Genomic DNA, 23,587 nt, shown 5'->3' with positions numbered 1-23,587 from the left:
TTAAGTATTGGAGACGGCTTCATGGGAAAGCGTTCAGAGAAGTTAGGGATGCCAGAATTATTTCAACAGCATGAACTGTCAAAGTGGCACGGAAAATATTTACAATTAATGGCAGGGAAATATTTTAACAAGTATTTTCCTGCTGAAATGATATGAATTTTCAAAGCAGAGAGAACAGCGAAAGCTGTTCTCTTTTTTATTGTCTTGTAAACTATGTTTTTAGCCGTTCCCATTTCCAATTCTTAAGAATAAATAATAGTGTGCAATATTTATAGAGAGGGGGAATGGAGATATGTGCTCAGGAGGTTGCTGCCAGTGTGGAGACCATCATGGTCGAAATAATGGCACGAGAGTCTTGCTTACACTTGAGGAAATAGGTCGATTAAATGAGGAACGCTTAAATGGAGTTAGGTATGTAGATAGGATTTCTCAATGTGGCGGTTGTATTGTGATTCGGTTTTGTAAAGGTTTAGATGCAATACGATGAAGTGAAAGGTAAAGAAAGAAACTTCTCTTAGCTGACTAAGGTTGTTTCTTTTTATTCATTTATTCTTTAGAGTAAGATAGCTAGTCAATACATATTGAGATAAAACCATATATGTTTGTTGTATGCCGACCAGTTCAGTCAACTGGATCAACCGATTTCTGAGATAGCTGTACCGGGCATATTTTTCTCAAATGAGGGAACAGTTTCTTTAGATTAATAGTGGAAAAGGGGAAAAGATTATGGCTATTTTTTCAAAGACAGCATTAGATGGCATACATGTATTAATAACCGGTGCATCCGGTGACATCGGTTCCCAAACAGCTAAAATAGCAGCTTCAATGGGCGCTAAAATCTCACTTACAGGAAGAAATGAAGAAAAGCTTAAACAGCTTGCAAATGAGTTAAAGTCTGAAGGTACGGCAGTGCACTTTGTTAAAGCAGATCTCTCTAATCAGGAACAGAGGGAACATCTAATCAGATCATGTGAGAAAGAAATGGGTTTTGTCTCAGGCTTGGTCAATTGTGCGGGTGTAGCGGGAGGAGAGGTACTCGAGGAACTAGGGGAAGAATTTGTCGCCAACATGCTACATGTCAATGTAACATCAGCAATGATGCTGACAAAGCTCGTTTACCTGAAGATGAAAGAAAAAGGATTTGGACGGATCGTCAATATATCTTCCTTGTCTGGTATTCGCGGCACTCATGGAAACAGTGCATATGCAGCCAGCAAATTCGCACTTCGCGGGTTCACGCAGTCTCTTGCAGTTGAAGCGGCACCACACCGTATAACGGTGAATGCCGTGTGTCCTGGCTATGTGGATACCAAAATGGGCCGCAGCGCCATTAAAAGAAGGGCGGAAGAAAAAGGACAATCCTTTGAACAGAAATATGAAGAAGTGTTAAAAGGCCTTCCATCCGGAAGAATTACGACACCCATTGAAGTCGCAAATACGATCGGTTTTTTACTGACGGATGCTGCACCGAATTTAACAGGTGAATCAATTCTGCTATCAGGCGGGAGTGTGATGAAATAAGAAATCGGGATTTGTATCCAGACCGTTTGATGTGTTAGTCAGACGGTCTCTTTTTTATCATCTTTGGAGAGAACATCCCCCACTTCAACCGTCAGGTAAGTGGGCGGTAGTTCAATGGACCTTATTTAAGTTTTATTAAATTTGTTTGTTAGAAATTTTAACACAAAATCCCATTTTATCTCGTGAGATGAGAAAATAATATTTAGCGAATGTGTTAGTTGTGTGAATATAAGATTATCAATGACAAGGCTCTAAAAAGCGTATTTCTAGTCATCAAATGAAGGAATTGCTTTATTCACTAAACAAACACAACAATCTTAGGGTAAAGGGGAAGAAGCTTATGTCGTTTAAAAATGAACCATACAAAGAGATAAAAGCAATCAGTATTGGTGTAGTAAGTGAATTAACAGCCCTATCCTATAGAAAGATCCGTTATTATGAAGAGCAAAAATTGATCTCTCCTCAAAAATCAAAAGCGAATACCCGAAAATATTCGTTTTCAGATATCGAAAAATTAGTCGAAATCTCCAGTAAAATTAAAGAAGGCTATTTAACGAAGGAAATCAGAAAAGAGATGGAGCAAGCTGAAAGAAAGAGAGAAACTGCATACGGCCTTGTAGATGGACTGCAATAATGAAATCGCTTACTAAATTAAGATTTGTATGTAGGATTTTTCTTTTTATATTATTAATTGCAATACTTATGTAAGTACATTCTTGAAAAGTAAGAAAGCCGGAAGAGCATAAATGTACTTCTGACATATGAGTAAAAACACGTATTATAATGGGCGATTGCAGTCCGCAGCTACTTTTTAGTTTGGAGAGTGCCTGCGGGCTTTTTTATAGTCTTTTGTCACTTTCTTTAAACAAAATAATAAACATAAACCGTCTTATGTTTTAAAGGACTGTTTGTGAAAAGAGTACTTTTTAGGTTATACGCCGAAAGGCCAGCTTAAATTTTCTTTGAAATTATTCTGCTATTATCCTTCATTTGTACAGGCACTCATAAAAATTCTTTATAAAGAAATGCAAAGAAATTCTTTTTTTAAACAAATGCCCATACCAGCTGTCATCCATTTGAATACAGTAAGGAGAAAGTCAAATGGATGGAGGGTTTAATGTTGGAAGATCAAAATGTATATCCGGAAGAATTTTTCTCTCACGAACAGGGCGAGTTTGATGAAGCACTAGAGGTACAACAGCCGTATCACTACTATCCAAGACCACGGCAGCCGCGTTACCCATACTTTCCATTGTTCCCTTTATTTCCATTTTATCCGTATTACCCATACCCGCGTTATCCACGCTATCCACGCTACCCGCGCTACCCTCATTACCCTGGATACGGCGGCGGATATGGTTACGGTGGAGGGCAGTCAGACGGGTATTCTGGCGGCGGATATGGCTACGGTGGAGGGCAGTCAGGTGGATATACTGGCGGCGGAGATGGCTATGATAGAGGGCAGGACAGCTAAAAAACACTGTGTATAAAGTAAATTAGAAAATGAGGAAGCATCCATGAAGAAATTCATGGATGCTTTTATTGTGTTAATTGTCTGTTTTTCTATAAAGGAAAATGAATAAAGTTATTTACCAAAAATTTTATTTTAAAAATATTTTGAATAAATTTCCTCCTTTGTTGAAAAGATAGGAGTTACGGAGAACGGCGTCTTTGTTTTACGAGAAAACAACAAAGCAAAAATCTCCGGCATCTATTTATATCGGGACACCTAGCGCACTAGGTAAAAAAGGAGATGCCTCTTATGAAATACGTACTCATGTTACTGTTTGCGCCAGTTTTTATGGTACTAATAGGTGTTGGTGCTGGGTTAAGCTTATCCACTATATGGGAAGAAGGGTCTCGTTCCAGCCTGTTTGGAAAAATAGAACCCTTTGCTGCTTCTGAAAATACAGGTGGGGAGAAACCTAGTTTTTTGGGTGAACAGGCCATCAGCAAAGAAACCCTTCACTCGTTTTCCATGACGGATTGGGACAACTTTACCCATCATGAAAAAATGCGTTTTGTTCAAACTGCGCTGCCTGTTTATGAATTAACGGGACAGACTGTTTTAGATAAACCAGAAGGATTTATCGCCATGATGGACGTGCGCTATGAAGGCTATCTGACCAACAAAGTCGGCCCCGACGACCATACTGACCTTTCTGAACTCTCGCTTTTTCATGAAATGGAATTAGCGGGACAGCAGGATGGCCGGCTTGAGCAGGGAGACGACCATTAGGCCAAGGGTATGCATACAGTCATCAAGAAAGACCTTGCAAAGATACTTTTATCAAAAGTACTATAAGGTCTTTTTTGTTTCTGAAATTTTTATTAAAGTTTAAAATAAACTCCTCATCATAAAAGAAAAGGAGATTTTCCGTACATAACGCCCATCATTTGAATCTCCCAGAGAGCAAGGCGCTCTTCCGCAAAAAATATTCCACATTAAATAACTCTGCAGCTTTATTAACGGCCAGCCGTTTATCGAGGAGCAGATCTAATTTTTCAAGCATAAAAGTCGGCATGCAGAAGTGAAGGGTGAAGGTCTTAGCTTGCCACTCTTGCAGCTGGACAAAATGGAGGCTTGCTGAATAATCCAATGGCGCAGGCGTTCTAAAGCAAATTCATATTCTACGTTGAAAACTTCATTTATAACTGCCGCTGCAGCATCTTCAGTATCCGGCACATGCAGGTTCTCCGACATAAAAGTAGGGAGACAAAAATGATAAGAAAAAGCCTGCGCCTGCCCTCTTGTGACCGTATAAAAGGTAAGGGGAGAGTTTCTTGATTGCCAGCATGACAAAGAAAATGGCAGAGCTCATGTGCAAATTCCTTCCATTTCTGCTGAGTATTTAGCTGGTTAGTGATCCGAAAAGCTCGAAAAATGCTAACAAATAGGGCGTGCGAAAACTGGATAATTTTATATTAGGCAAAACCACTGCACATTTTCCTTTCCTATCTATACCTTATAGGGAGGAAGGAGTGTTGGAATGTATGATAAACATGTATCCAGTAGTTATTGAAGGAAAACAGTTTACCGCCGTAACGATTAACTTTCCGAAAACGTATTTCTCTGCTGTAACAAATGAAAAAGGCTATATTATGTGCGGAGCTTTAGATGTGGAAATACTGAATAAGAAAAAAGAGAGAGGCATTATTGCAGGCCGTGCACTAGGTGTAACCACAATTGAACAATTGTTGGAAGCGCCGTTGGAATCGATCACTGATGAAGCGAAAAAGCTCGGCATTGCGGCAGGGATGAAAGGGAAAGATGCACTGCTCCTAATGGCTGAGGATTAATGTTGCACATGAATAAAATCATGACTAAAACAAGGTAAGGGTACAAGAAAAGGACACAGTAAACCGTGTCCTTTTTCTGCTTTAAAGTGATACAGGTGCCCAAATAGCGCCTGTTTCTGTGTTTCGTATGATTCCGAATAAAAGTGCCAGAATGGCTGCGCTGACCATTAAGCGTTCAGCCCATACTCGGTTTCCCTTATGAGACCAGTATAAATAAAGTCCAAAGAAAGGGATCAGGACATAAACGAGCATATTATAGCGGAAAGATTGATACAAATTCCCATCAATCAGGGCTAAGGATGCTCTTGTGACACCACAGCCGGGGCAGTAAAAGCCTGTTGCTTCCCGGAACAAACAAGGAATATGCAGGCCCCATTTTGGAGAAAGAACTTTAAGGTAAATAAGGGCTGCTATGAGAAATGCAGCCCCTATCAAAAGCTTTCTTTCCCACGCTTTTCTATTAGTCCACGAGCTTATTAATCTCTGCCTGAGCGATTGCCATGGATATAATCCCAAATCCAAACACCCCTAAAATGACAAATAGAACGCCTTGATCTGAAGAAGAAACACCTTTCGTTTCTTGTGCTGTTCGTAAAGCCCGGCCGATTTTATAGTACCAGTATAACGTATAAAGTCCACACGTAATCAGTCCTAAAAGAATGGCCATTCCTCCAGATAAAGAGTAATCGCGGCTGAGTTCACGAAGATCCTCCGACAATGTGTACTGCCAGTACAAAGTGTACAGACCGCATGTAATTAAGCTAAGAATGATTGCAATTGCAACGCTGCGTTGCTTTACCATGATGACACGTCCTCTTTCAGCAGTTTTATAGCAAGTTCATTCCTGCCAAGCAGGTAAGGATGAACGACTATACATCAAATTCATGTCCTTCAATCTTGTCTGTTTGAAAGAATATGTACAAAATAAAAAAGCAAACTGGGTTAAAAAGATTGATTCAACAGACCTAATCTATAATAATCGAAACTAAACTATAAGTAAAAGGGAATTTTGAAAGGAAAAGTATTAAATGGGAAAAAATTGAATCTAGGTGCTCTGCAAACTTCTTTTCCTCAGATTAAGTCGATTCGTCCTCTTTAAAATTTAGTAGATCATTTGAAAAATATCGTTATTTAAAGGGGGATAAAAAGTAAAAAAAGAAGCATAAAGCTTTACTTTAGACTTTAAACTATAATTTCTTTTAAGGTTAAGCTCTATATTTTTGTCATTACAGCAACTAGCAAAACAGGTGTTGTATTAAGAGGGCAAGCGAATAGGGAGGCTGCTAAGAAACGCTTCTCTTCTCGTTTAAAATCTTAATACAAACGACTTTTGGTTCTTTTTTTATTTATAGGTTTATATTTCGATTGGGGGATAGCCATTAAAAATGCTAGAGAAAAATCGAATGGATATAAATGAGTAATAACGCCATTGACACTCATATAAAGAATACATATAGTAATTATTATAATAACTACTAACCAAGGGAGAAGCTAATGGAGGAAATCTTTAAAGAATTGCAAAAACTAGGCTTTTCCCAATACGAATGTAAAGCCTATATTAATTTGTTGAAAAATTCACCTGTAACAGGGTACGAGGTCAGCAAGCGATCTGGTGTGCCACGCTCTATGATTTATGAGGTTTTAGGCAAGTTGTTGGATAAAGGGGCTATTTATACTGTTCCTTCAGAGCCCGTGAAGTATGTGCCTCTTCCGGCGAAAGAATTAATCCAGCGGATGCGGAAAAGCTTTGATGAGTCTTTCGATTTTCTAGAAAAGAATCTGCTATCGTTAGAAAATGAACAAGAAACAGATGTAATTTGGCGTGTAAATAGTGATGAGAAGGTGATGACTGAAATCATTGAAATGATTGACAAGGCGCAAGAAGAAGTCTGGTTATCCATTTGGAGTCCTCAAGCCTCAGCTGTTAAGAAAGTGATAGAGAAAAAGGTTAGTGAGAAAATCAAGGTATTTTCAATGCTTTTTTCAGAACCAAACACGAAACTAGGTATCACATACCACCATGATTTTATGGCTCATGATATATCAGAAAAACGGATGGGCGGACACTTAACAATTGTTGTCCGGGATAAGGAAGAAGTATTAATTGCCAATTTCTCTCCTGATACAGCTGCTTGGGCAGTTAAAACAAAAGACCCCGCCTTGGTTTTAGTGGCAACCGAATATATCAGACATGATATTGCATTTGGGGAGCTCACAAAAGAAGTAGGAATTGATAAAGTACAATCTTTTTGGAGAAATGACCCAGATTTGTACTACGTAGTTACAGGAAAACGGTTCGAATAATGAGCCGTCTTTTCTTTGCTTTTTTAAATAGGCGTTAGGTTTATAACACCTAAAATGAATGCGGAAGAGAATTAGAGAGGAAAGGAATGAGAAGAGTGATGACTCATACTATATCAATTCTTGTACAAAACCAACCGGGAGTTTTGGCTCAGTTATCGGAGTTGTTTAGAAGCCATGGTTATAATATTGAGAAGATTAAAGCGGGAAAGAGTAAGAAAACAAGCCTCACTAAGATTAAAATTGCTGCTACGGGAAGCGATGAGTCATTCGAATCTCTTGCTGTACAATTAGGAGACATATCACATGTAGTAGATGTAGATATATCTAGACAACGTCATTACTCTTTTTGGTTAGTAGCCTATTGCTTGTGTATTACGTTACTTGGCACTAATTTTCCCGCTCCTCTTTATGCGGTATACCGATCAGAATGGCAAATGTCTTCAGGGATTATTACTTTTTTGTATGCACTCTATGCGCTCATTGTAATTCCAACTATTATTATTGTTGCGCAGTTCTCTAAACAGTGGGGAAGAAAAAATGTATTATGTGCAGGTGTCATCTTTTCTATTTTAGGTTCTGTTGGTTTTGCCTTGTCAAGTGGTGTAAGTGGATTACTTATCGCCCGTTGCTTTCAAGGGCTATCAGTTGGAATTCTAAATGGGATCGCCGTTACGTATATGACAGATTTTCATCCTAAACACGACAAAGTAAAAAGCGCATTTGTTGCTGCTATTGCCGGAACTTTGGGAAATGCGGTAGGGCCGCTTGTTTCTGGTTTCCTTGGAGATTATTCACCCTATCCTATGCAATTTTCTTACGCTGTCCATGTTTTACTTGCTATTGCAGGGCTTTTGGGCCTGAATTTTATGTTGGATAGCAAAACTGCTGCAAAACGTGTAACCGTCCTTCAAATACCAGTCATTTCAAAATCTTTAAGAAGGCCTTTCTTGCTGGCGGCTTCTGCCTCTTTTCTCTCCTGGGGCGTTATGAGTTTAATGCTGTCGGTTATACCGACCTACCTTAATCTGTTCTCCAACCAGCCTAGTCTTAGTTTTTCAGGGACCATGGTGGCTTTAGTTCTAGGTTTGTCAACTATTCATCAAGTAATATTGAGAAAACAGCCTGTATTTCGTTTAATCATAATAGGTTATGTTCTTTTAATTCTCGGGCTGCTGTGTTTATTTCTCACCTTATGGTCAAAATCCTTATTGTTGCTCGTTTTAACGACTATTTTTATCGGATTGGGAAATGGACCGAGTTATGCAGGCAGTTTAGCTTACCTTAATCAAATTTCCACAGACGACAATCGAGCAAATATGACCTCTTCTTTTTTCGTGATGACATATTTAGGAGTCAGTATTCCAGTCATAACGCTTGGTTACGTTGGACAATGGCTGGGTCTTACTCATGCCATTCAGGGGTATTCTTGTATTATGATTGCTTTAATTGTTATCAGCCTGTTCGCCTGGTTGCGCAAGAAAGAAGAGTAAATTTAGATGTTGAAAGATAGGGAGTTTAATTAAGGTGCTCACAATCACTAAATAGCTGAATTTGGGGTTTGCCTTTCATCCGAATGAAAGAAACAAAATTTGTATACCGAATAAAATATAAAAGAACCTTGAGTTTGATCAAGGTTCTTTTATATTTTATTTAATCTGTTTATAAATCAAAGCTATACAGGAGCTCTTTTCTTTTTGTTTGTTTCTTTCTTTTTTGTTCGCCTGAAATTTGCTGAACAGGTGTAGAATCTTAGGAAAGTTATATTTCTAATCCGGCAATTCCAAAGGCGCCAGGACCGCCATGGGTGGAAATAACGGCACCAGCTTCGATCCATGTAACATGTTGAAAACCCGCTTCTTCAGCGATGTCATCCATCTGCTTCTTAGTACTCTCATCAAGCCCGATTGAATAAAGAAAATAGAGCTGTCCTTTATCGATATTATACTTATTTAAATAATCATGCATCATTTTCACTGTGACGCGGCTCATACTGCCACGGTATTTTTTGGTTGATACAAGTTTACCATCCACTAATTCAATGAGCGGCTTGATTTTCAATAAAGATCCGCTGAGATAAGCGGCATTTGAGACCCGCCCGCCTGCTCTTAAAAAATCAAGGCTGCCGGGAATAAAGGCAAGACGTGATTTAGGAACCTGTGACTCGATTTTTTCGATCAATTCAGAAGGAGTGACAGAAGGTTCCGCTTCCAGAAGAGTAACCGCATGCATAACAATCGCCATAAGGCCGCCTGACACATTCAAGGCATCAATCAAAAAAATATCGTCAAACTCCCCGGCCGCGGTAACCGCATTTTGAAAAGAAGAAGAGGCACGTGATGTGTAGCCGATATGAATGATAACGCAGCCAGGAAAATCCGACTTGATTTTCGTGAAAAATTCGTGATATTCATTGGAATTGACTGAGGTGGTAGAAGGTATTTTTTTTGTGCGTGCATAGTAGTCATAAATATCTCTAACAGGTATGAAGCCATCCAAATAATCCTGTCCGTCCATGATGACATGCATGGGTACGATTTGAACACCGTACTTTTGTGCTACATGAACAGGTAAATCGGCTCCGCTTTCAGTAGAAAAAATAACTCTTCTCATTAATATCTCCCCTTTTCCGTTCTGCGGCCACTTTTGTATGTTTATTCTATTTTCCAGCTATATCATATGGTGAAAGTATGAGATGATTAATAAAAAGTGTATATGATTTTGAATATTTTTTAAAGATGAACAGTCACTGGCTGTTCGTTTTGCTCTACATTAGCAGCTTGATCCTTATGAATACATATCTAATGAAAGGCTGCATGGATTTTATCCCTATAGGTCTGGATGGAAGTGCCCGAATTGACAGAACAGGCGATACAAGAATTTTTTGTAAATTAATTATGTCATTTTCAAAACTAGTAGTAGCTGTAGCAGCTATGAACGGATTTGCAGGTTCGCTTGGTGACTTTATTTGATCTTCTATTATTCTCAAAACGCTGGAATCCTATATGCTTCCAATTGGCTTGTAGAATCTAGTCAATGAGGTCACGGACGCAAGTTATACGACATTTGCGGCTGGAGTGATTTAAATCAGTATTCCAATTGCTCTTATCTTTGTCATGCTGCAGAAAAACTTTGTTTCTCGCTTAACAGCAGGCGGAACAAAAGGATGAGAAAAACGATTAAATAATTGGGACGAGGAGAAATGTATGTCAAAGCTTAAAAAGACATTTACGACACAAGCGAAGTTTATGCTTCATGGCGGTGACTACAATCCTGATCAATGGCTGGACCGGCCGGATATTTTGATGGATGATATTGAGTTGATGCAGCTTTCCAAAACCAATACTTTTTCACTTGGTATTTTTGCCTGGAGTACGCTGGAGCCGGAAGAAGGGGTGTATCACTTTGAATGGCTTGATGAAGCGATTGATAATATCTACCGAATTGGAGGCCGGGTTATACTGGCTACACCAAGCGGAGCCCGTCCTGCCTGGATGTCACAAAAATATCCGGAAGTTTTACGGGTCAATGCGTCAAGGGTAAAACAGCTGCCTGGAGGCCGTCACAATCACTGTTTTACATCGGAGATATACCGCGAAAAAACGCAGAAAATGAATCGTTTGCTGGCCGAAAGATATGGTGATCACCCGGCTTTATTAATGTGGCATATTTCAAATGAATACGGCGGAGGATGCCATTGTGAAAACTGCCAGGGTGCTTTTAGAAACTGGCTGAAGGAAAAATATCATCATGATATTAAATTGTTAAATGATGCATGGTGGAGTCCGTTTTGGAGTCACATATTTAATGACTGGTCCCAAATCGAATCACCGTCGCCGATTGGGGAAAATGCTGTTCATGGCTTGAATTTAGACTGGCGCCGGTTTGTGACCGATCAAACGATTTCTTTTTTTGAAAATGAAATCGTTCCGCTAAAAGAGCTGACACCTGACATTCCAATTACGACCAATTTCATGGCGGATACACATGATTTAATTCCTTTTCAGGGCCTTGACTACAGCAAGTTTGCCAAACATCTTGATGTCATTAGCTGGGACGCTTATCCTGCCTGGCATAATGATTGGGAAAGCACAGCTGATTTGGCAGTGAAAGTCGGCTTCATTAATGATTTGTACAGAAGCTTAAAACAACAGCCTTTTTTATTGATGGAATCAACACCAAGTGCTGTAAACTGGCACCGTGTCAATAAAGCAAAACGCCCAGGTATGCACTTGCTTTCCTCTATGCAGATGATCGCGCACGGATCGGACAGCATCTTATATTTTCAATGGCGAAAATCGAGAGGATCATCAGAGAAATTTCATGGGGCCGTTGTAGATCATGACAACAGTGCCGACAATCGTGTTTTCCAGGAAGTCACCAAAGTCGGTGAAACCTTGCAGCAGCTTTCCCATGTGGTTGGAACAAACCGTTCAGCTGATGTCGCTATTTTATATGACTGGGATAACCATTGGGCGCTTGAAGATGCACAAGGTTTCGGTCTAGAGACAAAACGTTATCCGCAGACGCTGCATCAGCATTACCGGCCGTTTTGGGAGCAGGACATTCCAGTAGACGTCATTACAAAAGAGCAAGATTTTTCCCCGTATAAATTGCTGATCGTACCGATGCTGTATTTAGTCAGCGAGCAGACCATTTCGCGGCTAAAGACTTTTGTAGCAGGGGGCGGCACGTTAGTTATGACGTACATCAGCGGAATCGTCAACGAGTACGATTTAACATATATGGGAGGCTGGCCCCAGGATTTGCAAGGGATATTTGGGATGAAGCCGGTTGAGACCGATACGCTGTATCCGGCTGACAGAAATTATGTGAATTATCAAAACAAATTATATGGGTTGCAAGATTACGCCACGGTGATCGAAAATCAGTCCGCTCAAACAGAAGGGTTGTATCAAGAAGATTTTTACGCCCATACACCGGCTGTAACGAGCCATCGGTATAAACAAGGAAAAACCTATTACATTGGCGCCCGCTTACATGATAATTTCCATAAAGATTTTTATCAGACCTTGATCAGTGAATTGTCTCTTGCACCCGTTTTTGCCGTTCAGCATGAAGAAGGTGTATCGGTACAGGTTCGCCAGTCTGAAGAAAAAGACTTCATTTTCATTATGAATTTTACAGAAGTGGAACAGCAAATAACGCTTGAAACAACAGTAAAAGATACAGCGACTGAAAAAGAACTGGCAGGGGAAATCACACTGGCAAAATATGAAGTGAAAATAGTAGAGAAAGAAAAAGCTCATTAAGCTTTATAAGCATCCACTTTATGCTGTAAAACCGCTAAAGTGGATGTCTTTTCGCATTGTTAGAAGATGAAAAGTGCATTGTCTTGCAAACGATTACTTGATAGAAATACAGCTTTGAGAGATACTAATCATAGACGTAAAAAAGAGTGGAGAAAAAGAGACGTAAACCTTCATTTTATTTGTGCTGTATATACTTGTCGTGACATTTACTTTACGTGGGCTACAACCAACAAGCGGCCTTGCTGGCTGGGGTAACAGAATTCTGTGTAGCCGCTGACATCTTTGAGTAAAAGCTGAATTGAACGAGCCGTTACAGGAATAGAAGCCGGATTATACAATCTATCTTGTTTTTGCAGGGCGGGAATGCACACAACTCGAATATATATGTATAAGCCCGAACAAGCGGAAAACAATATTAAGTGGACATGGCTGTACAAACTGGAATAACCCTATAGTGATTAATATTCCTATTTCAGGACGGAGCAGTTACAATCAGCAAAGAGTAACCTATCACTCTTTGACAACGAATAACTGAAAGAGAGAAAAAAGACAGCGTGGATACAGCCATGCTGTCTTTTATATAAATCAATGATTAAAATCTGTATAAAAAGTAAATCATAATAAAAAAGTTGATTAGGCGCTCCCTGGTTCATTATGGATGAATAAATACGAATTTTTCAGAAGTAATAATAAGAAAATAAAACAGAGGAGTAAGAAAATGAAAAATAAATCACGATTTCAAGTTGGCCAATGGGTGGAAGGGGAAACGTGGGACAAACAAAGAATTTATGGTTATGTAGTAAAGGTAGGAAAACCAGCAGATATCACAAAAGTATATATTGTCGATTCAGCCAATATAGAATTACGCGGAAGAATGATTCATGTTTTGTCCAAATCACTTCAAAAAGTCCCCGAGCAGACACCAGCTGAGGCGGCAATTGAACAGCTGATTGACCTGGCACTTTTAACAAAGGACCAAGGCTGGTTTGAACATTTGTCGAAGCAGCTTTGTGAGTTGAGAGTACAATATTCATAGCTGTATCTGTTTTCCTCTATATTGAAAAACCAATTTCAAACGGAGAAGCAGTGTATACAGCCAATGAAAAGGAGCTCACGGTGAAAATAAATACTGATCAGATTTAAGCAGTATCCACTTTGCACATTAAAAAGGCTGAAGTGGATGCTTTTATAATGTTAAAAAGACGAGGGAATAACAGGGTTTATAAATTATGTGTACAGCATTTCTCTTCTAGTTGCAAAAAGTGGTTTAAGATAAATTGTTTAAATTGAAGCGCTGCATGTGATAATAACTATCTTCCTCCCACCCAGGCAATGTCAATGTTCCGCTTACAGCGCGGCTGTGATACGGGTATTTGTACGATTTGGCTTTGGTCGGTTCCTTTTAAATCGGGCAGAATCGAAACACCCAGTCCTGCGGCGACAAGCCCCGCTACCGTGTCCGCTTCCTCTCCTTCAAAAGTAATCTTTGGCGTAATGCCTGCTTCTTTACATAGTTATTCAATCATAATCCAGAGGGAGTATCCTTGTTTCAGCGTAATAAAGGATTCATCTACGCCTTCATGTTAGATCCTCATCTGCTTCATAAAATACTCGCCTTAGGACTATTCACGTTTGGATTTTTTGGCAGCCATTCTGCTGCAAGCGGCTGGGTAGGGCAGCATGCCTTCAGAAACAAAACGCAGGCTTCTTCACTATATTTGTTTCTGTACTACATGGGATCAAATATAGGAGGAACGGCGGGCGGCATGTTTTGGACCTTTTTTGGATGGAAGGACTTATCACCATGACAATGGGCTTTTTCCCCCTTGCTTTCATCCTGTCAGCATACCTGTCCAAAATGGCTGTTAAGTCAAAGCAGGTTGCAAAATATAAAATGTAAGTTGAAAAAGCATCCTGCGACTGGCAGGATGCTTTTTTGGATTAAGAGGAAAGAGATAAAGCTTCGCTTTGCACGCTGGCTTCGATATTGCGCAGCATGGAAAACAAAAACTTTTGGGAAGCCCGGCAGTTTTGCCAGGAAGACAGCATAGCTTGAGGGGATTGAACAAATGGGCCTTCTTTCAAAGAAGGATGCAGATGTTTCGCAATATATTGTACGCTCTCAGGCGTAAATTCTGGATGAAATTGAAGGCCAAGCACCCGGTTGTTTACAGAAAACATCTGCCTTGTGCATGCCATGCTTCCAGCTAAGAGAACTGCTTTATCCGGCAGTTCAAATGTATCTTGATGAAATTGAAAGAAACACTCAGGGATCACAACATCTCCCAAAAACGGATGCCTCCGGGCGTGGGGATGAAGAGCGACCGGCCACCATCCTGCTTCACTATATGTGTGCTGCCGTACTTCTGCGCCAAGCGCTGAGGCGATAAGCTGGGCTCCCAGGCAAATGCCAAGCACATGTTTCCCGCCGTCGATAACGTTTTTCAGCCATTGTTTTTCTGTTTTAAGCCATGGATACTTGTTTTCTTCATAAACAGACATGAGGCCGCCGAGCAAAATCACCAAATCAAATTCCAAAGGGTCGGGGAGGCGTTCTCCTTTATGCAGCCGTGTAGATGTAAACAGCTGATCGGTTTCCTCAAGCCATTGATGTATTGATCCAAGTCCAAGCAAATCCATATGTTCGATAATGTGTACTCTCACAGCCCTCACCCCTTTTACATTTCTTTTTATTATAAGAACTTCAGAGGGAAAGAGGAAAGAAAGGGTTAGATTTTCTGACAGGATTCTTGGTTAGAAAGAAAAGACTCAAGGATGAGTATTTTATTTAAGTAAAAGTTTCAAAAAAGAAACAAAGTGAATGATAGGTGTGGTTCATCAGTACTTTACTTTTCTTTAAAATCATTTTTAAAATATAGCAGATTATGTTATTCTCGAAGAATTGGATAAAACAGGGATGAAGGTGATGGAAATTTATAAGCATTCTCGTGAAAAACGAACAAACTTCAAGGAAATAAAAATCATGATTTCAGGGTATGGGGCAGTCGCAAAAGAGTTAGTGCGGCTTTTGAGTAAACAAAACAATTGGGCCGAAACATATGGTGCCACCTTTCTTTTGACAGGCATCATCGGAAGTGAAGGAATGATTTATGAAGAGAATGGAATCGACCTTTCACAGTTGCTGCAATGTGAAAAAGGATCAGCTGGACTGCGCTCCTATAGTAAAACGAAAGGAATTCCCGTCACTTCTGCCTGCTTGAATGGGGATGTATTAATAGAATGCTCACCAACTGATATTCAAACGGGCGGGCCTGCTCTTGGCTATATAATGGAAGCTATTCAAGATAATATGAACGTTGTTTCTGTTTCAAAAGGAGCGCTTGTCCATTCTTTTGCTTCCATTATGGCTGCAGCAGAAGAAAGGCAGGTTCAAATCAAATATAGCGGAGCAACCGCGGCCGCGCTTCCTACACTCGACATTGGCGAAATGAGTTTAGCAGGCAGCACGGTAACGAAAGTAGAAGGTATATTAAATGGAACGAGTAATTTTATTTTAACGGCTATGCAAAAGGAGCTTGTTTCATACGAACAAGCCCTAAGTATTGCAAAGGAAAAAGGCATTGCGGAATCTAATCCGGCACTAGATGTTGAGGGAACAGACAGTGCATGCAAATTATTGCTTATTGCCAATAAAATATTTTGTGCTCAGTATACATTACAGCACGTACAAGTTGAAGGAATTACACAACTGACGCGAAGCACAATGATAGAAATAGAGGGACAAGAACAGAAAATGAAGTTGCTTTGTACGGCTGAGAGAACGGGAAATAGCGTGTCGATGAAGGTGAGGCCTGTTTCAATCAATCAGGACCATCCCTTGTATCATGTAGAAGGCGTAGAAAAGGGTATTACGTTTTACACAGAGGAAATGGGCAGAATCTGCTGCACAGGCGGGGCATCCAGCCCAAAAGGAGCAGCTGCTGCCGCATTAAAAGACCTGATCAATTTATATCGAAGCCACTAAAAGAGCCGTAAATAAAGTATACGGATGAAACCGCTGATCCATTCAAGATCAGCGGCTTTTTGATGGTGGATCTTTTTTCCTGTTTAAAAGATAAGAAGGTAGTCATAAAAGCACGCTGCTTTGCATAAAAATAGATTCTATAAAAGGATTTTGATAGATCTGTAAAGAAAGGAGGGGATTGCATATCTTTTGTGCAATTAGGTGATTCTATCTTTAAATTTAGCGGGCCAGAAACTAGCATTCTATTCTACAGAGGAACTTATTGGGAATTTATATGCACTGGACAGGTTGGTTAAATTGGAAAATATTTTATAATATTTAGTGCAAAAAGCCTATTAATAAGATATAATTCATTTAAGTAAATTGGGAATTTATTCATTTTACAAGTTGTACATAAAGGTGAAAAATTAGAAGGAGCTTTATGCGTCTTAGACATCATAGCTTCTTTTCCTCTAAGAGCAAGATTTCTCAAAGGAGTAATGATGAACATGATTGAAAAAACAGTTCCTGTAGATGCCCTGCATCCAGAAATCGCTTCTTCTCTTCTTAATCATATACCGGATGCTGTGATGCTCCTCTCTGTTGAGGGTGAGATGTTTTATCGCTTTGCTTTCATCAATAACGCAGCAATAGACTGGTTTAATTGGCCTGCAAATGTGTGTGGAATGCTTTTACACCAGGTGTGGCCGGAGGATTCACAAGGCATTATCCTAAAGCACTGCAGGGAAGCGGCAGCTTCTCGAAGCAGCATAACCTTTAATGAGCTAGTTTGTCTACCGCAAAATAAAACGGCCAGACAAATGGTTTTGACGCCTTTGTTTAATGAAAGAAATCTTTGTACTCACCTTATCTTCACTATTCAAGGGATCAGCAAATCATCCATCCAGAAGACGCAAATTGAGATGGACCATTCTTTTTTTGAAGCATTTTTTACTCATTCGGTGGACCCAATTTCGTTATGGACGGTGAAAGGTGATCTTTTGGAATTAAACCCTGCTTTCAAAAAAGTGTTCGGTTGGGAAGAGGGGGCATTTAAAACAGAAACAGCGCTTCATACATGCGGCTTTATTCCCGAGGATAAAGGAGAAGAAGCAGAGATTCTTTTTCAGCAAATGCTTCAAGGACACACTATTTCTCATTATGAAACGCAGCGGCGGCATAAAGATGGAAGACTGCTTGATGTAGCCATTACCTACCTGCCTATTAAAAATCAAAAAGGAAATGTGACAGCAGGAGCTATCAGTTTTTGTGATATTTCTGAGACGAAGAAGCTTGAAAGAGAGCTGCGTAATGTAAAAGAACAGCTTGAGCTCGTTTGGAACAACACAGCGGACGCGATTGACTTATTTACGCTTCAAGGACGACTGCTGCAAATCAATCCTGCTTTTACTTCTCTTTTTGGCTGGACAAAGGAAGACACGGAAGGGGAAAGGCCAGCCATTATCTTCACGCCGCCTCATTTAAAAGAAGAGCTTCAGCAAATGCGCAGCCAGCTCCGAAGAGGACAAACGATTGTTAGTTTAGAAACCGAACGACAAAAAAAAGACGGCAGTACGCTGGATGTACTGGCGACTTACAATCCTCTTAAAAATAAAGCAGGAGAAGTATGGGCTGTAATAGGGGTATACAAAGATATTACGAAACTAAAGCAGGTACAGGCAGAGTTAAGGGAAAGCGAAGAACGGTACCGCATCATTGCTGAACATTCACATGATATTATTAAAGTTCTTCATTCAAATGGCCAGATTACCTATGCTTCTCCTTCCCACGAGAAGGTAATCGGTTTTAAGCCGGATGAGTTAGTAGGAAAAACATTTTTTAATACTATTCATAAAGAAGATGTCGAGCAGATAAGAAAGCAGTTTGAAAGTTCAATAGCGGAAAACAGCATGTGCCAGGCACAATTCCGCCAGTATACAAAAGACGGCTCATGGATCTGGGTAGAGGCCATTTTTACACCGGTCAGTAGCAAAGAAGGGCTTGTTCAACAATACACAGTAGCAGCCCGGGATATCACACAAAGGAAGCGGGATGAAGAGGAACTGCAAAATTATGCATCACTTGATTCATTAACGGGTGTATACAATAGACGAATGTTCACTGAATTTATCGATAAGGAAATTGCTGCAGCGAAGCATTCCTGCCGCAGTTTTGCCGTTATGTACATGGATATCGATAAATTTAAAGAAGTTAATGATTCATATGGCCATGAAATAGGTGATGAACTATTAAAACAGTTTGTCCAAAGGCTGATGAAAGCAACACGCAAAAGTGACATGATAGCCCGCATGGGAGGAGACGAATTTACGATTTTGCTCTCCGGTATCAACAGCTTAAAGGAAGTAACGGAAGTAGCCGAAAGAATTCAGCAGGAACTCCGGATGCCCTATCACCTTCAGGGGCACATGATCAGGGCCACATCAAGCAATGGCATTGCTTTTTATCCGCATCATGGCGAAAGTACACAAGTATTACTGCGTCATGCAGACAGAGCATTATACAAAGCCAAAGAGAACCGTAATACGTATCATATTTATGGATGAAAGCAGAAAAAAGGCATTGCTTGTTTCAATTTCCTCATAAGCAAGTCTATAAAACAGTAGGGAAAACAACAAACAAGCTGGTGAATAAACACGTAAAACCGCAGACAAAACTGCTTACCAATCTTAGATTGGAGGTGGCTTTGTCTTTTTTGCTTTCTACTCTAAAAATAAAAAAGTACAGATAATCTTAAAAAATTGTAGAAAAACAGGGCGCTAAAACAGCCTATAATCAATATAGTTAACGCTTACATATAGTTGGCCTCTCATAAGAAGCAGGGTGGATTGTTCAATAGCTGTGACGTTTATTTTCATATTTATCCAGTTTTTCAGAATGATTTAATGTATCTGCGTTTAAAACAGCAGTTTGTGAAGTGAAAAACTACTTTTTAGCAGGGAACTCAAAAATGGGGGGTATCATAATGGGAAAACAATTGAAAAAAATCAAAAAGACATCACAGCTGAAACGGTTCGCCGCTTTATCTGCAGTCGGCGTGTTATTGGTTACTTCTAACGCTGGAGGAATGACTTATGCACAAACATCTGCAGCAGAATCCTTCCAGGCCGCTGTCTCTGCTGACTCCCAGACTGAAACACCTCAATTAATCAACGCACAATCAATCGATTCAGTTATTCAAGCTATGACCCTTGAGGAAAAAGCAAAACTTGTAGTAGGGACCGGCATGCCTGGCATGTTTGGCACACCAAAAGCAAAAGTAGCCGGTGCGGTTGGACAAACGTATGGCATTCCGCGTCTCGGTATACCAAGCTTGCTGATGGCTGATGGACCGGCCGGGCTGAGAATTAGTCCAACAAGAGCAGGTGACGAAAAAACCTACTATGCGACGGCTTTTCCGATTGCTACATCTCTGGCTTCCACATGGGATACAGAGATCGTGCAAAAAGTAGGACAAGCACAGGGAAATGAAGTAAAAGAATACGGAATTGATATTTTTCTTGCTCCTGCTCTCAATATTCATCGAAACTTATTAAATGGCCGTAACTTTGAATATTTTTCCGAAGACCCGCTGGTGGCTGGCAAAATGACAGCGGCTCTTGTAAATGGAGTAGAATCAAACGGGGTTGGGGCTACGATCAAACATTTTGCAGCGAATAACCAGGAAACCAACCGGATGACGATTGACACAGTGGTTTCAGAAAGAGCTCTAAGAGAGATTTACCTAAAAGGGTTTGAAACGGCTGTAAGTGAAGCGCAGCCGTGGGCCGTGATGAGCTCTTATAACAAGCTAAACAGCCTGCCGGCTTCTCAAAATAACGAGCTGCTTACCAGTGTGCTTCGAAATGACTGGGGATTCAAAGGATTTGTTATGACAGACTGGTTCGCCGGGACGGACCCCGTCGAGCAGATGAAAGCGGGCAATGATCTGATCATGCCAGGTATGGGACAAGCGGAGGCGATTGCCAATGCGGTAACGAACGGCCTGTTAGATGAAGCAGTACTTGACCGCAATATTAAACGAATTCTGCAAGTGGTAATTGAAACACCGACTTTTAAAGGATATGAGTACTCAAGTCAGCCGGACTTGCAGGCACATGCTAAAGTGGGAAGGCAAGCCGCAGCCCAAGGAATGGTATTGCTGAAAAATGAAGGCGGAACATTACCTCTTCGTACAAAAGAAAAAGTAGGGTTGTTTGGAAACACACAAATTGAAACAATTAAAGGAGGTACCGGAAGCGGAGATGTCAATGCAGCCTACACCGCCTCTATTGCGGATGGATTAGAGGAAGCGGGCTTTCATCTGAATCAAGATTTGCTGAACAGCTATAAAACTTATATTGCAGACTTGAGAAGGATGGATGAGTATAAAATTGTCGACAGTCCATGGGGAAGCGACTTTGGAAAGCTTACGCCGCTGATTCCAGAGAAGACATTGGCAGCAGACGAAATTCAGTCAACGGTAAAGGAAACGGATACCGGGGTCATTGTGATTGGAAGAAATTCTGGCGAGAGCGCTGACCGAAAAAATGAGAAAGGGGATTATCTTCTGACAGATCAGGAGCAGGCGATGATTGCAGAAGTAGCAGGAGCTTATCATAAGGAAGGTAAGAAAGTGGCGGTTGTCCTAAATATTGGCGGCCCGGTTGAAATGACCAGCTGGAGAGATAAAGTGGACAGCATTCTTTTAGCCTGGCAGCCTGGCCAGGAAGCCGGGGGTGCAGTAGCAGATGTGCTGTCAGGAGCCGTGAACCCGTCAGGAAAGCTTACAACCACATTCCCAGTTGCTTATAGTGAAGTACCTTCAGCAGATAACTTCCCGGGTGATCCGGCTGAAAACCCGGAAAAAGTGGTGTATGAAGAAGGGATTTACGTCGGTTACCGTTACCATTCAACATTTAAGGTAAAGCCTGCCTATGAATTTGGCTATGGCCTGTCATATACAACATTTGATTATAGCAACATTCGAGTGAACCAAAAAGAATTTAACAAAAAAATAAAAGTTTTTGCCACAGTAGAAAACACGGGTAAAACAGCAGGAAAAGAAGCGGTTCAAGTTTATGTTTCCGCACCAGATGGAAAACTGGAAAAACCAGCACTTGAATTGAAAGCATTCGGCAAAACAAAAGAGCTTCAGCCAGGTAAGAAAGAAAATATGGTATTTGAGCTTGATGCCAAGTCGCTTGCTTCTTTTGACGAAGATAAGTCTGCCTGGATTGTAGAAAAAGGGACATATACGGTAAAAGTCGGTGCTTCTTCTGAAAATATTAAAGGAACCGCATCTTTCCAGGTAAACGATGATATTGTAGTAGAAGAGGTGGAAAACGTTTTGTCACCAAAAGAACCAATAGACGAACTTTCAAAAGAAAGTAACTAAGCATGCTGACACGATAATTTTGCCTGCAGAAGAAACGAAGAAAACCCTGTTAAACAGTTGTTGACTGTTTAACAGGGTTTTCTCCGTTTCTATGTGAAGCATAGCTGTGTGAAATCATTCCCACAATTACAAAAAGGATACCACACCAGGCTAACGTAGAAGGAGCAGGGATTGCTAAAAATAGAAGCTCCCCGGCTAAAGCAAAAAGCACTTCCATCGATTGTGTGGCTTCAACTGAAGCCAGCTTTTGCATATTTCCTCTTACCATATCCGTTGCTTTAAAAAACAGTACTGTTGCAATCACACCTGAACAAAGGGCCACTAATAAAGATTGGAGATTTTGTTCCTTGCTTGGCAGGCCGACGGTATAAAAGCCGTACAAAGAAAGAAGAAGCCAGAATGGAAGACTTGCCAGGGTCATGCCTAACACTCTCTGAAAAGCATCCAGCCGTCCTTCACACACGTCCATCATTTTTCGGTTCCCTAAAGGATAGGCAAATGAGGCGATCAGAACAGGAACCACGCCTAGCAATACGTTTTCGGCAGAAAACTGCTTTGCATGTTCCATTTGCATGAATACAATGCCCAGCAAAATAATGAGTGACATAACCATGCCTTTAAAAGGAATTTCTCCCTTTGCCTGCAATGGACCATCCTTTGTATACACTGTTTCAAAAAATAAAGGGGCAAGTAAAGCTCCGGAAATAATGGTAATTTGCCACGTTCCAGCAATCAGCCAGCCCGGTGAATAAGCAGCGGCATAACATAACGGTGCATAAAAAAGGCCGAACCCAATAAAGCTCCATAAAAGCCATGTTCCGGGATGCTTTTTTATTTCGACCAGGAGCGGACGTAAATTTTTTCTTAGCATTACAATACATAAAAGAAAGGGCACCATAAAAATGTAACGGAGCGATGCACTCCATATCCAGCTGCCGCCGGACAGCTCCATGGAGGCATTAAGCACAAAAGTAAAAGCAAAAAAGAAAGCAGCACAAACTCCAAGAAAAATAGGCTTCATAGGACTATCACCTCGATTCTGTTTGCTGCGTAAGCAGTGTTCCGAGACTTAGCCAGTTTTTCTCTACAAGATAAACCGCTTTTTCAAACTGTTGATTTTCACACGCCGATATAATCTGATTGTGCTGCTCGATCGAGTTTAATGCTTTTAAGGTAGCGAATTGTGAAATCTCTAAACGGTGAATTTTTGGCTCGCTGCGTTCTAAGGCCAGGACAATTTCAGGATTTCCAGCCGCATCCAAAAATACCTTGTGAAAAGCGGTATCTGTTTCAATTGCTCCAATCACATCTCCTTTTTCAATTGAAAGCTGCAGCGCCTTATTGATTGATTTTAAAGCTTCTATATCAGTTTGATTCAATAAAGGACATGCGAGCCGGGCGGCTAGGGCATGTAAAGCAGCTACCACGGTAAAAGCGTGCTTTGCTTCCTCTACATTTAGTGGGGCGACACGTGTAGAAGAACCGGGAAGTGATTCTACCAGCCCTTCATCTTCCAGGCGTTTTAGCGCCTCCCTCACAGGAGTGCGGCTAATGCCAAACTGTTCAGCTAATTTTTGGTCGTGCAGCCGTTCTTCTGGCTGAAATTCTAATGTGACAATCGACTTTTTTAACGCTTCGTACACTTCATCTCTAAGAGATAAACGCTTAATAGGTTTTATGATATTTTTTTCCATAAAACCAATATATCGCATATCGATTTTTAACGCAACCCCGCTTTATTAGTACGAAACAGCTCGGAGGGGGCAAAGACAACTTATACGATGAGCTCTGATTTAAAGGGAAAGGGAGAACAGCGATTTATTTCACCCAGGA

General features: G+C 40.6%; 21 protein-coding genes and 2 pseudogenes. 14 read left to right on the top strand and 9 right to left on the bottom strand.

Annotated features, from left to right (window positions below; translation table 11 throughout):
• The first annotated feature begins 21 nt into the window (after nt 1-21).
• The 5 genes from L2D08_RS24110 to L2D08_RS19690 all read left to right on the top strand — a co-directional run bounded on the left by L2D08_RS24110 (nt 22) and on the right by L2D08_RS19690 (nt 3,760).
• Entirely contained in the window at nt 22-156 is a 135-nt protein-coding gene (locus L2D08_RS24110) for a hypothetical protein (protein ID WP_255822049.1), read from the top strand.
• A 570-nt stretch (nt 157-726) separates the two neighbouring features.
• Nucleotides 727-1,521, top strand: a complete 795-nt coding sequence (locus tag L2D08_RS19705; protein ID WP_242236425.1) for an SDR family NAD(P)-dependent oxidoreductase — start codon at nt 727-729, stop codon at nt 1,519-1,521.
• Nucleotides 1,522-1,861: 340 nt separating this feature from the next.
• Nucleotides 1,862-2,155, top strand: a complete 294-nt coding sequence (locus tag L2D08_RS19700; protein WP_242236423.1) for a MerR family transcriptional regulator — start codon at nt 1,862-1,864, stop codon at nt 2,153-2,155.
• Between the two features lie 486 nt (nt 2,156-2,641).
• The gene (locus tag L2D08_RS19695) at nt 2,642-2,995 is read left to right on the top strand and encodes a hypothetical protein (protein WP_242236421.1); all 354 of its coding nucleotides are present in this window, start codon (nt 2,642-2,644) and stop codon (nt 2,993-2,995) included.
• Nucleotides 2,996-3,283: 288 nt separating this feature from the next.
• Nucleotides 3,284-3,760, top strand: a complete 477-nt coding sequence (locus L2D08_RS19690; RefSeq protein ID WP_242236419.1) for a hypothetical protein — start codon at nt 3,284-3,286, stop codon at nt 3,758-3,760.
• A 154-nt stretch (nt 3,761-3,914) separates the two neighbouring features.
• On the opposite strand, the gene L2D08_RS19685 is transcribed toward L2D08_RS19690, so the two are convergent.
• Nucleotides 3,915-4,121, bottom strand: coding sequence for a hypothetical protein (locus L2D08_RS19685; protein ID WP_242236418.1), 207 nt, complete (start codon nt 4,119-4,121; stop codon nt 3,915-3,917).
• A gap of 49 nt (nt 4,122-4,170) precedes the next feature.
• Nucleotides 4,171-4,389, bottom strand: coding sequence for an ImmA/IrrE family metallo-endopeptidase (locus L2D08_RS24580; RefSeq protein WP_375337621.1), 219 nt, complete (start codon nt 4,387-4,389; stop codon nt 4,171-4,173).
• A 126-nt stretch (nt 4,390-4,515) separates the two neighbouring features.
• Here L2D08_RS24580 and L2D08_RS19680 point away from each other — a divergent pair, with 126 nt between their 5' ends.
• Nucleotides 4,516-4,821, top strand: a complete 306-nt coding sequence (locus L2D08_RS19680; RefSeq protein ID WP_242236445.1) for a YunC family protein — start codon at nt 4,516-4,518, stop codon at nt 4,819-4,821.
• A gap of 81 nt (nt 4,822-4,902) precedes the next feature.
• Here the strand turns inward: L2D08_RS19680 and L2D08_RS19675 are convergent, their stop codons facing one another.
• Nucleotides 4,903-5,256, bottom strand: a complete 354-nt coding sequence (locus tag L2D08_RS19675; RefSeq protein ID WP_242236417.1) for a DUF2752 domain-containing protein — start codon at nt 5,254-5,256, stop codon at nt 4,903-4,905.
• A gap of 25 nt (nt 5,257-5,281) precedes the next feature.
• Nucleotides 5,282-5,623, bottom strand: coding sequence for a DUF4234 domain-containing protein (locus L2D08_RS19670; RefSeq protein ID WP_242236415.1), 342 nt, complete (start codon nt 5,621-5,623; stop codon nt 5,282-5,284).
• Nucleotides 5,624-6,315: 692 nt separating this feature from the next.
• Here L2D08_RS19670 and L2D08_RS19665 point away from each other — a divergent pair.
• Nucleotides 6,316-7,125, top strand: coding sequence for a TrmB family transcriptional regulator (locus L2D08_RS19665; RefSeq protein WP_242236413.1), 810 nt, complete (start codon nt 6,316-6,318; stop codon nt 7,123-7,125).
• 86 nt (nt 7,126-7,211) lie between these two features.
• Nucleotides 7,212-8,615, top strand: coding sequence for an MFS transporter (locus tag L2D08_RS19660; protein ID WP_242236411.1), 1,404 nt, complete (start codon nt 7,212-7,214; stop codon nt 8,613-8,615).
• A gap of 268 nt (nt 8,616-8,883) precedes the next feature.
• Here the strand turns inward: L2D08_RS19660 and L2D08_RS19655 are convergent, their stop codons facing one another.
• Complete coding sequence (locus tag L2D08_RS19655) at nt 8,884-9,735, bottom strand: DegV family protein (protein WP_242236409.1); 852 nt, start codon at nt 9,733-9,735, stop codon at nt 8,884-8,886.
• Between the two features lie 125 nt (nt 9,736-9,860).
• Here L2D08_RS19655 and L2D08_RS19650 point away from each other — a divergent pair.
• The 3 genes and pseudogenes from L2D08_RS19650 to L2D08_RS19640 form a co-directional block, all read left to right on the top strand.
• Nucleotides 9,861-10,292: pseudogene (locus tag L2D08_RS19650) on the top strand (ABC transporter permease subunit); the annotation flags it as partial.
• Nucleotides 10,293-10,328: 36 nt separating this feature from the next.
• A complete protein-coding gene (locus L2D08_RS19645) occupies nt 10,329-12,395 on the top strand; it encodes a beta-galactosidase GanA (RefSeq protein WP_242236407.1) in 2,067 nt (688 codons plus the stop codon).
• 718 nt (nt 12,396-13,113) lie between these two features.
• Nucleotides 13,114-13,431: an IDEAL domain-containing protein gene (locus L2D08_RS19640; RefSeq protein WP_242236405.1), complete on the top strand. Its 318-nt coding sequence runs from the start codon at nt 13,114-13,116 to the stop codon at nt 13,429-13,431.
• Between the two features lie 274 nt (nt 13,432-13,705).
• On the opposite strand, the pseudogene L2D08_RS19635 reads toward L2D08_RS19640, so the two are convergent.
• Together L2D08_RS19635 and L2D08_RS19630 are read right to left on the bottom strand one after the other, a co-directional pair.
• A pseudogene (locus L2D08_RS19635) lies at nt 13,706-13,894 on the bottom strand (LysR substrate-binding domain-containing protein); the annotation flags it as partial.
• A gap of 442 nt (nt 13,895-14,336) precedes the next feature.
• Nucleotides 14,337-15,059, bottom strand: coding sequence for a type 1 glutamine amidotransferase (locus L2D08_RS19630; RefSeq protein WP_242236403.1), 723 nt, complete (start codon nt 15,057-15,059; stop codon nt 14,337-14,339).
• A 238-nt stretch (nt 15,060-15,297) separates the two neighbouring features.
• Between L2D08_RS19630 and L2D08_RS19625 the strand changes: the two genes are divergently transcribed.
• The 3 genes from L2D08_RS19625 to L2D08_RS19615 all read left to right on the top strand — a co-directional run bounded on the left by L2D08_RS19625 (nt 15,298) and on the right by L2D08_RS19615 (nt 21,754).
• A complete protein-coding gene (locus L2D08_RS19625; protein WP_255822048.1) occupies nt 15,298-16,380 on the top strand; it encodes a homoserine dehydrogenase in 1,083 nt (360 codons plus the stop codon).
• Between the two features lie 488 nt (nt 16,381-16,868).
• On the top strand, nt 16,869-18,923 hold the full coding sequence (locus L2D08_RS19620; protein ID WP_242236400.1) for a sensor domain-containing diguanylate cyclase: 2,055 nt from the start codon (nt 16,869-16,871) through the stop codon (nt 18,921-18,923).
• Nucleotides 18,924-19,342: 419 nt separating this feature from the next.
• Entirely contained in the window at nt 19,343-21,754 is a 2,412-nt protein-coding gene (locus L2D08_RS19615) for a glycoside hydrolase family 3 C-terminal domain-containing protein (RefSeq protein ID WP_242236398.1), read from the top strand.
• A gap of 49 nt (nt 21,755-21,803) precedes the next feature.
• Here the strand turns inward: L2D08_RS19615 and L2D08_RS19610 are convergent, their stop codons facing one another.
• Entirely contained in the window at nt 21,804-22,775 is a 972-nt protein-coding gene (locus L2D08_RS19610; protein WP_242236396.1) for a DMT family transporter, read from the bottom strand.
• Between the two features lie 7 nt (nt 22,776-22,782).
• Complete coding sequence (locus L2D08_RS19605) at nt 22,783-23,448, bottom strand: GntR family transcriptional regulator (RefSeq protein ID WP_242236393.1); 666 nt, start codon at nt 23,446-23,448, stop codon at nt 22,783-22,785.
• Nucleotides 23,449-23,587 lie beyond the last annotated feature (139 nt).

The organism is Domibacillus sp. PGB-M46 (assembly GCF_022668875.1).
Taxonomy (GTDB): Bacteria; Bacillota; Bacilli; order Bacillales; family Domibacillaceae; genus Domibacillus.
This window is presented reverse-complemented; position numbering and strand designations above follow the sequence as displayed.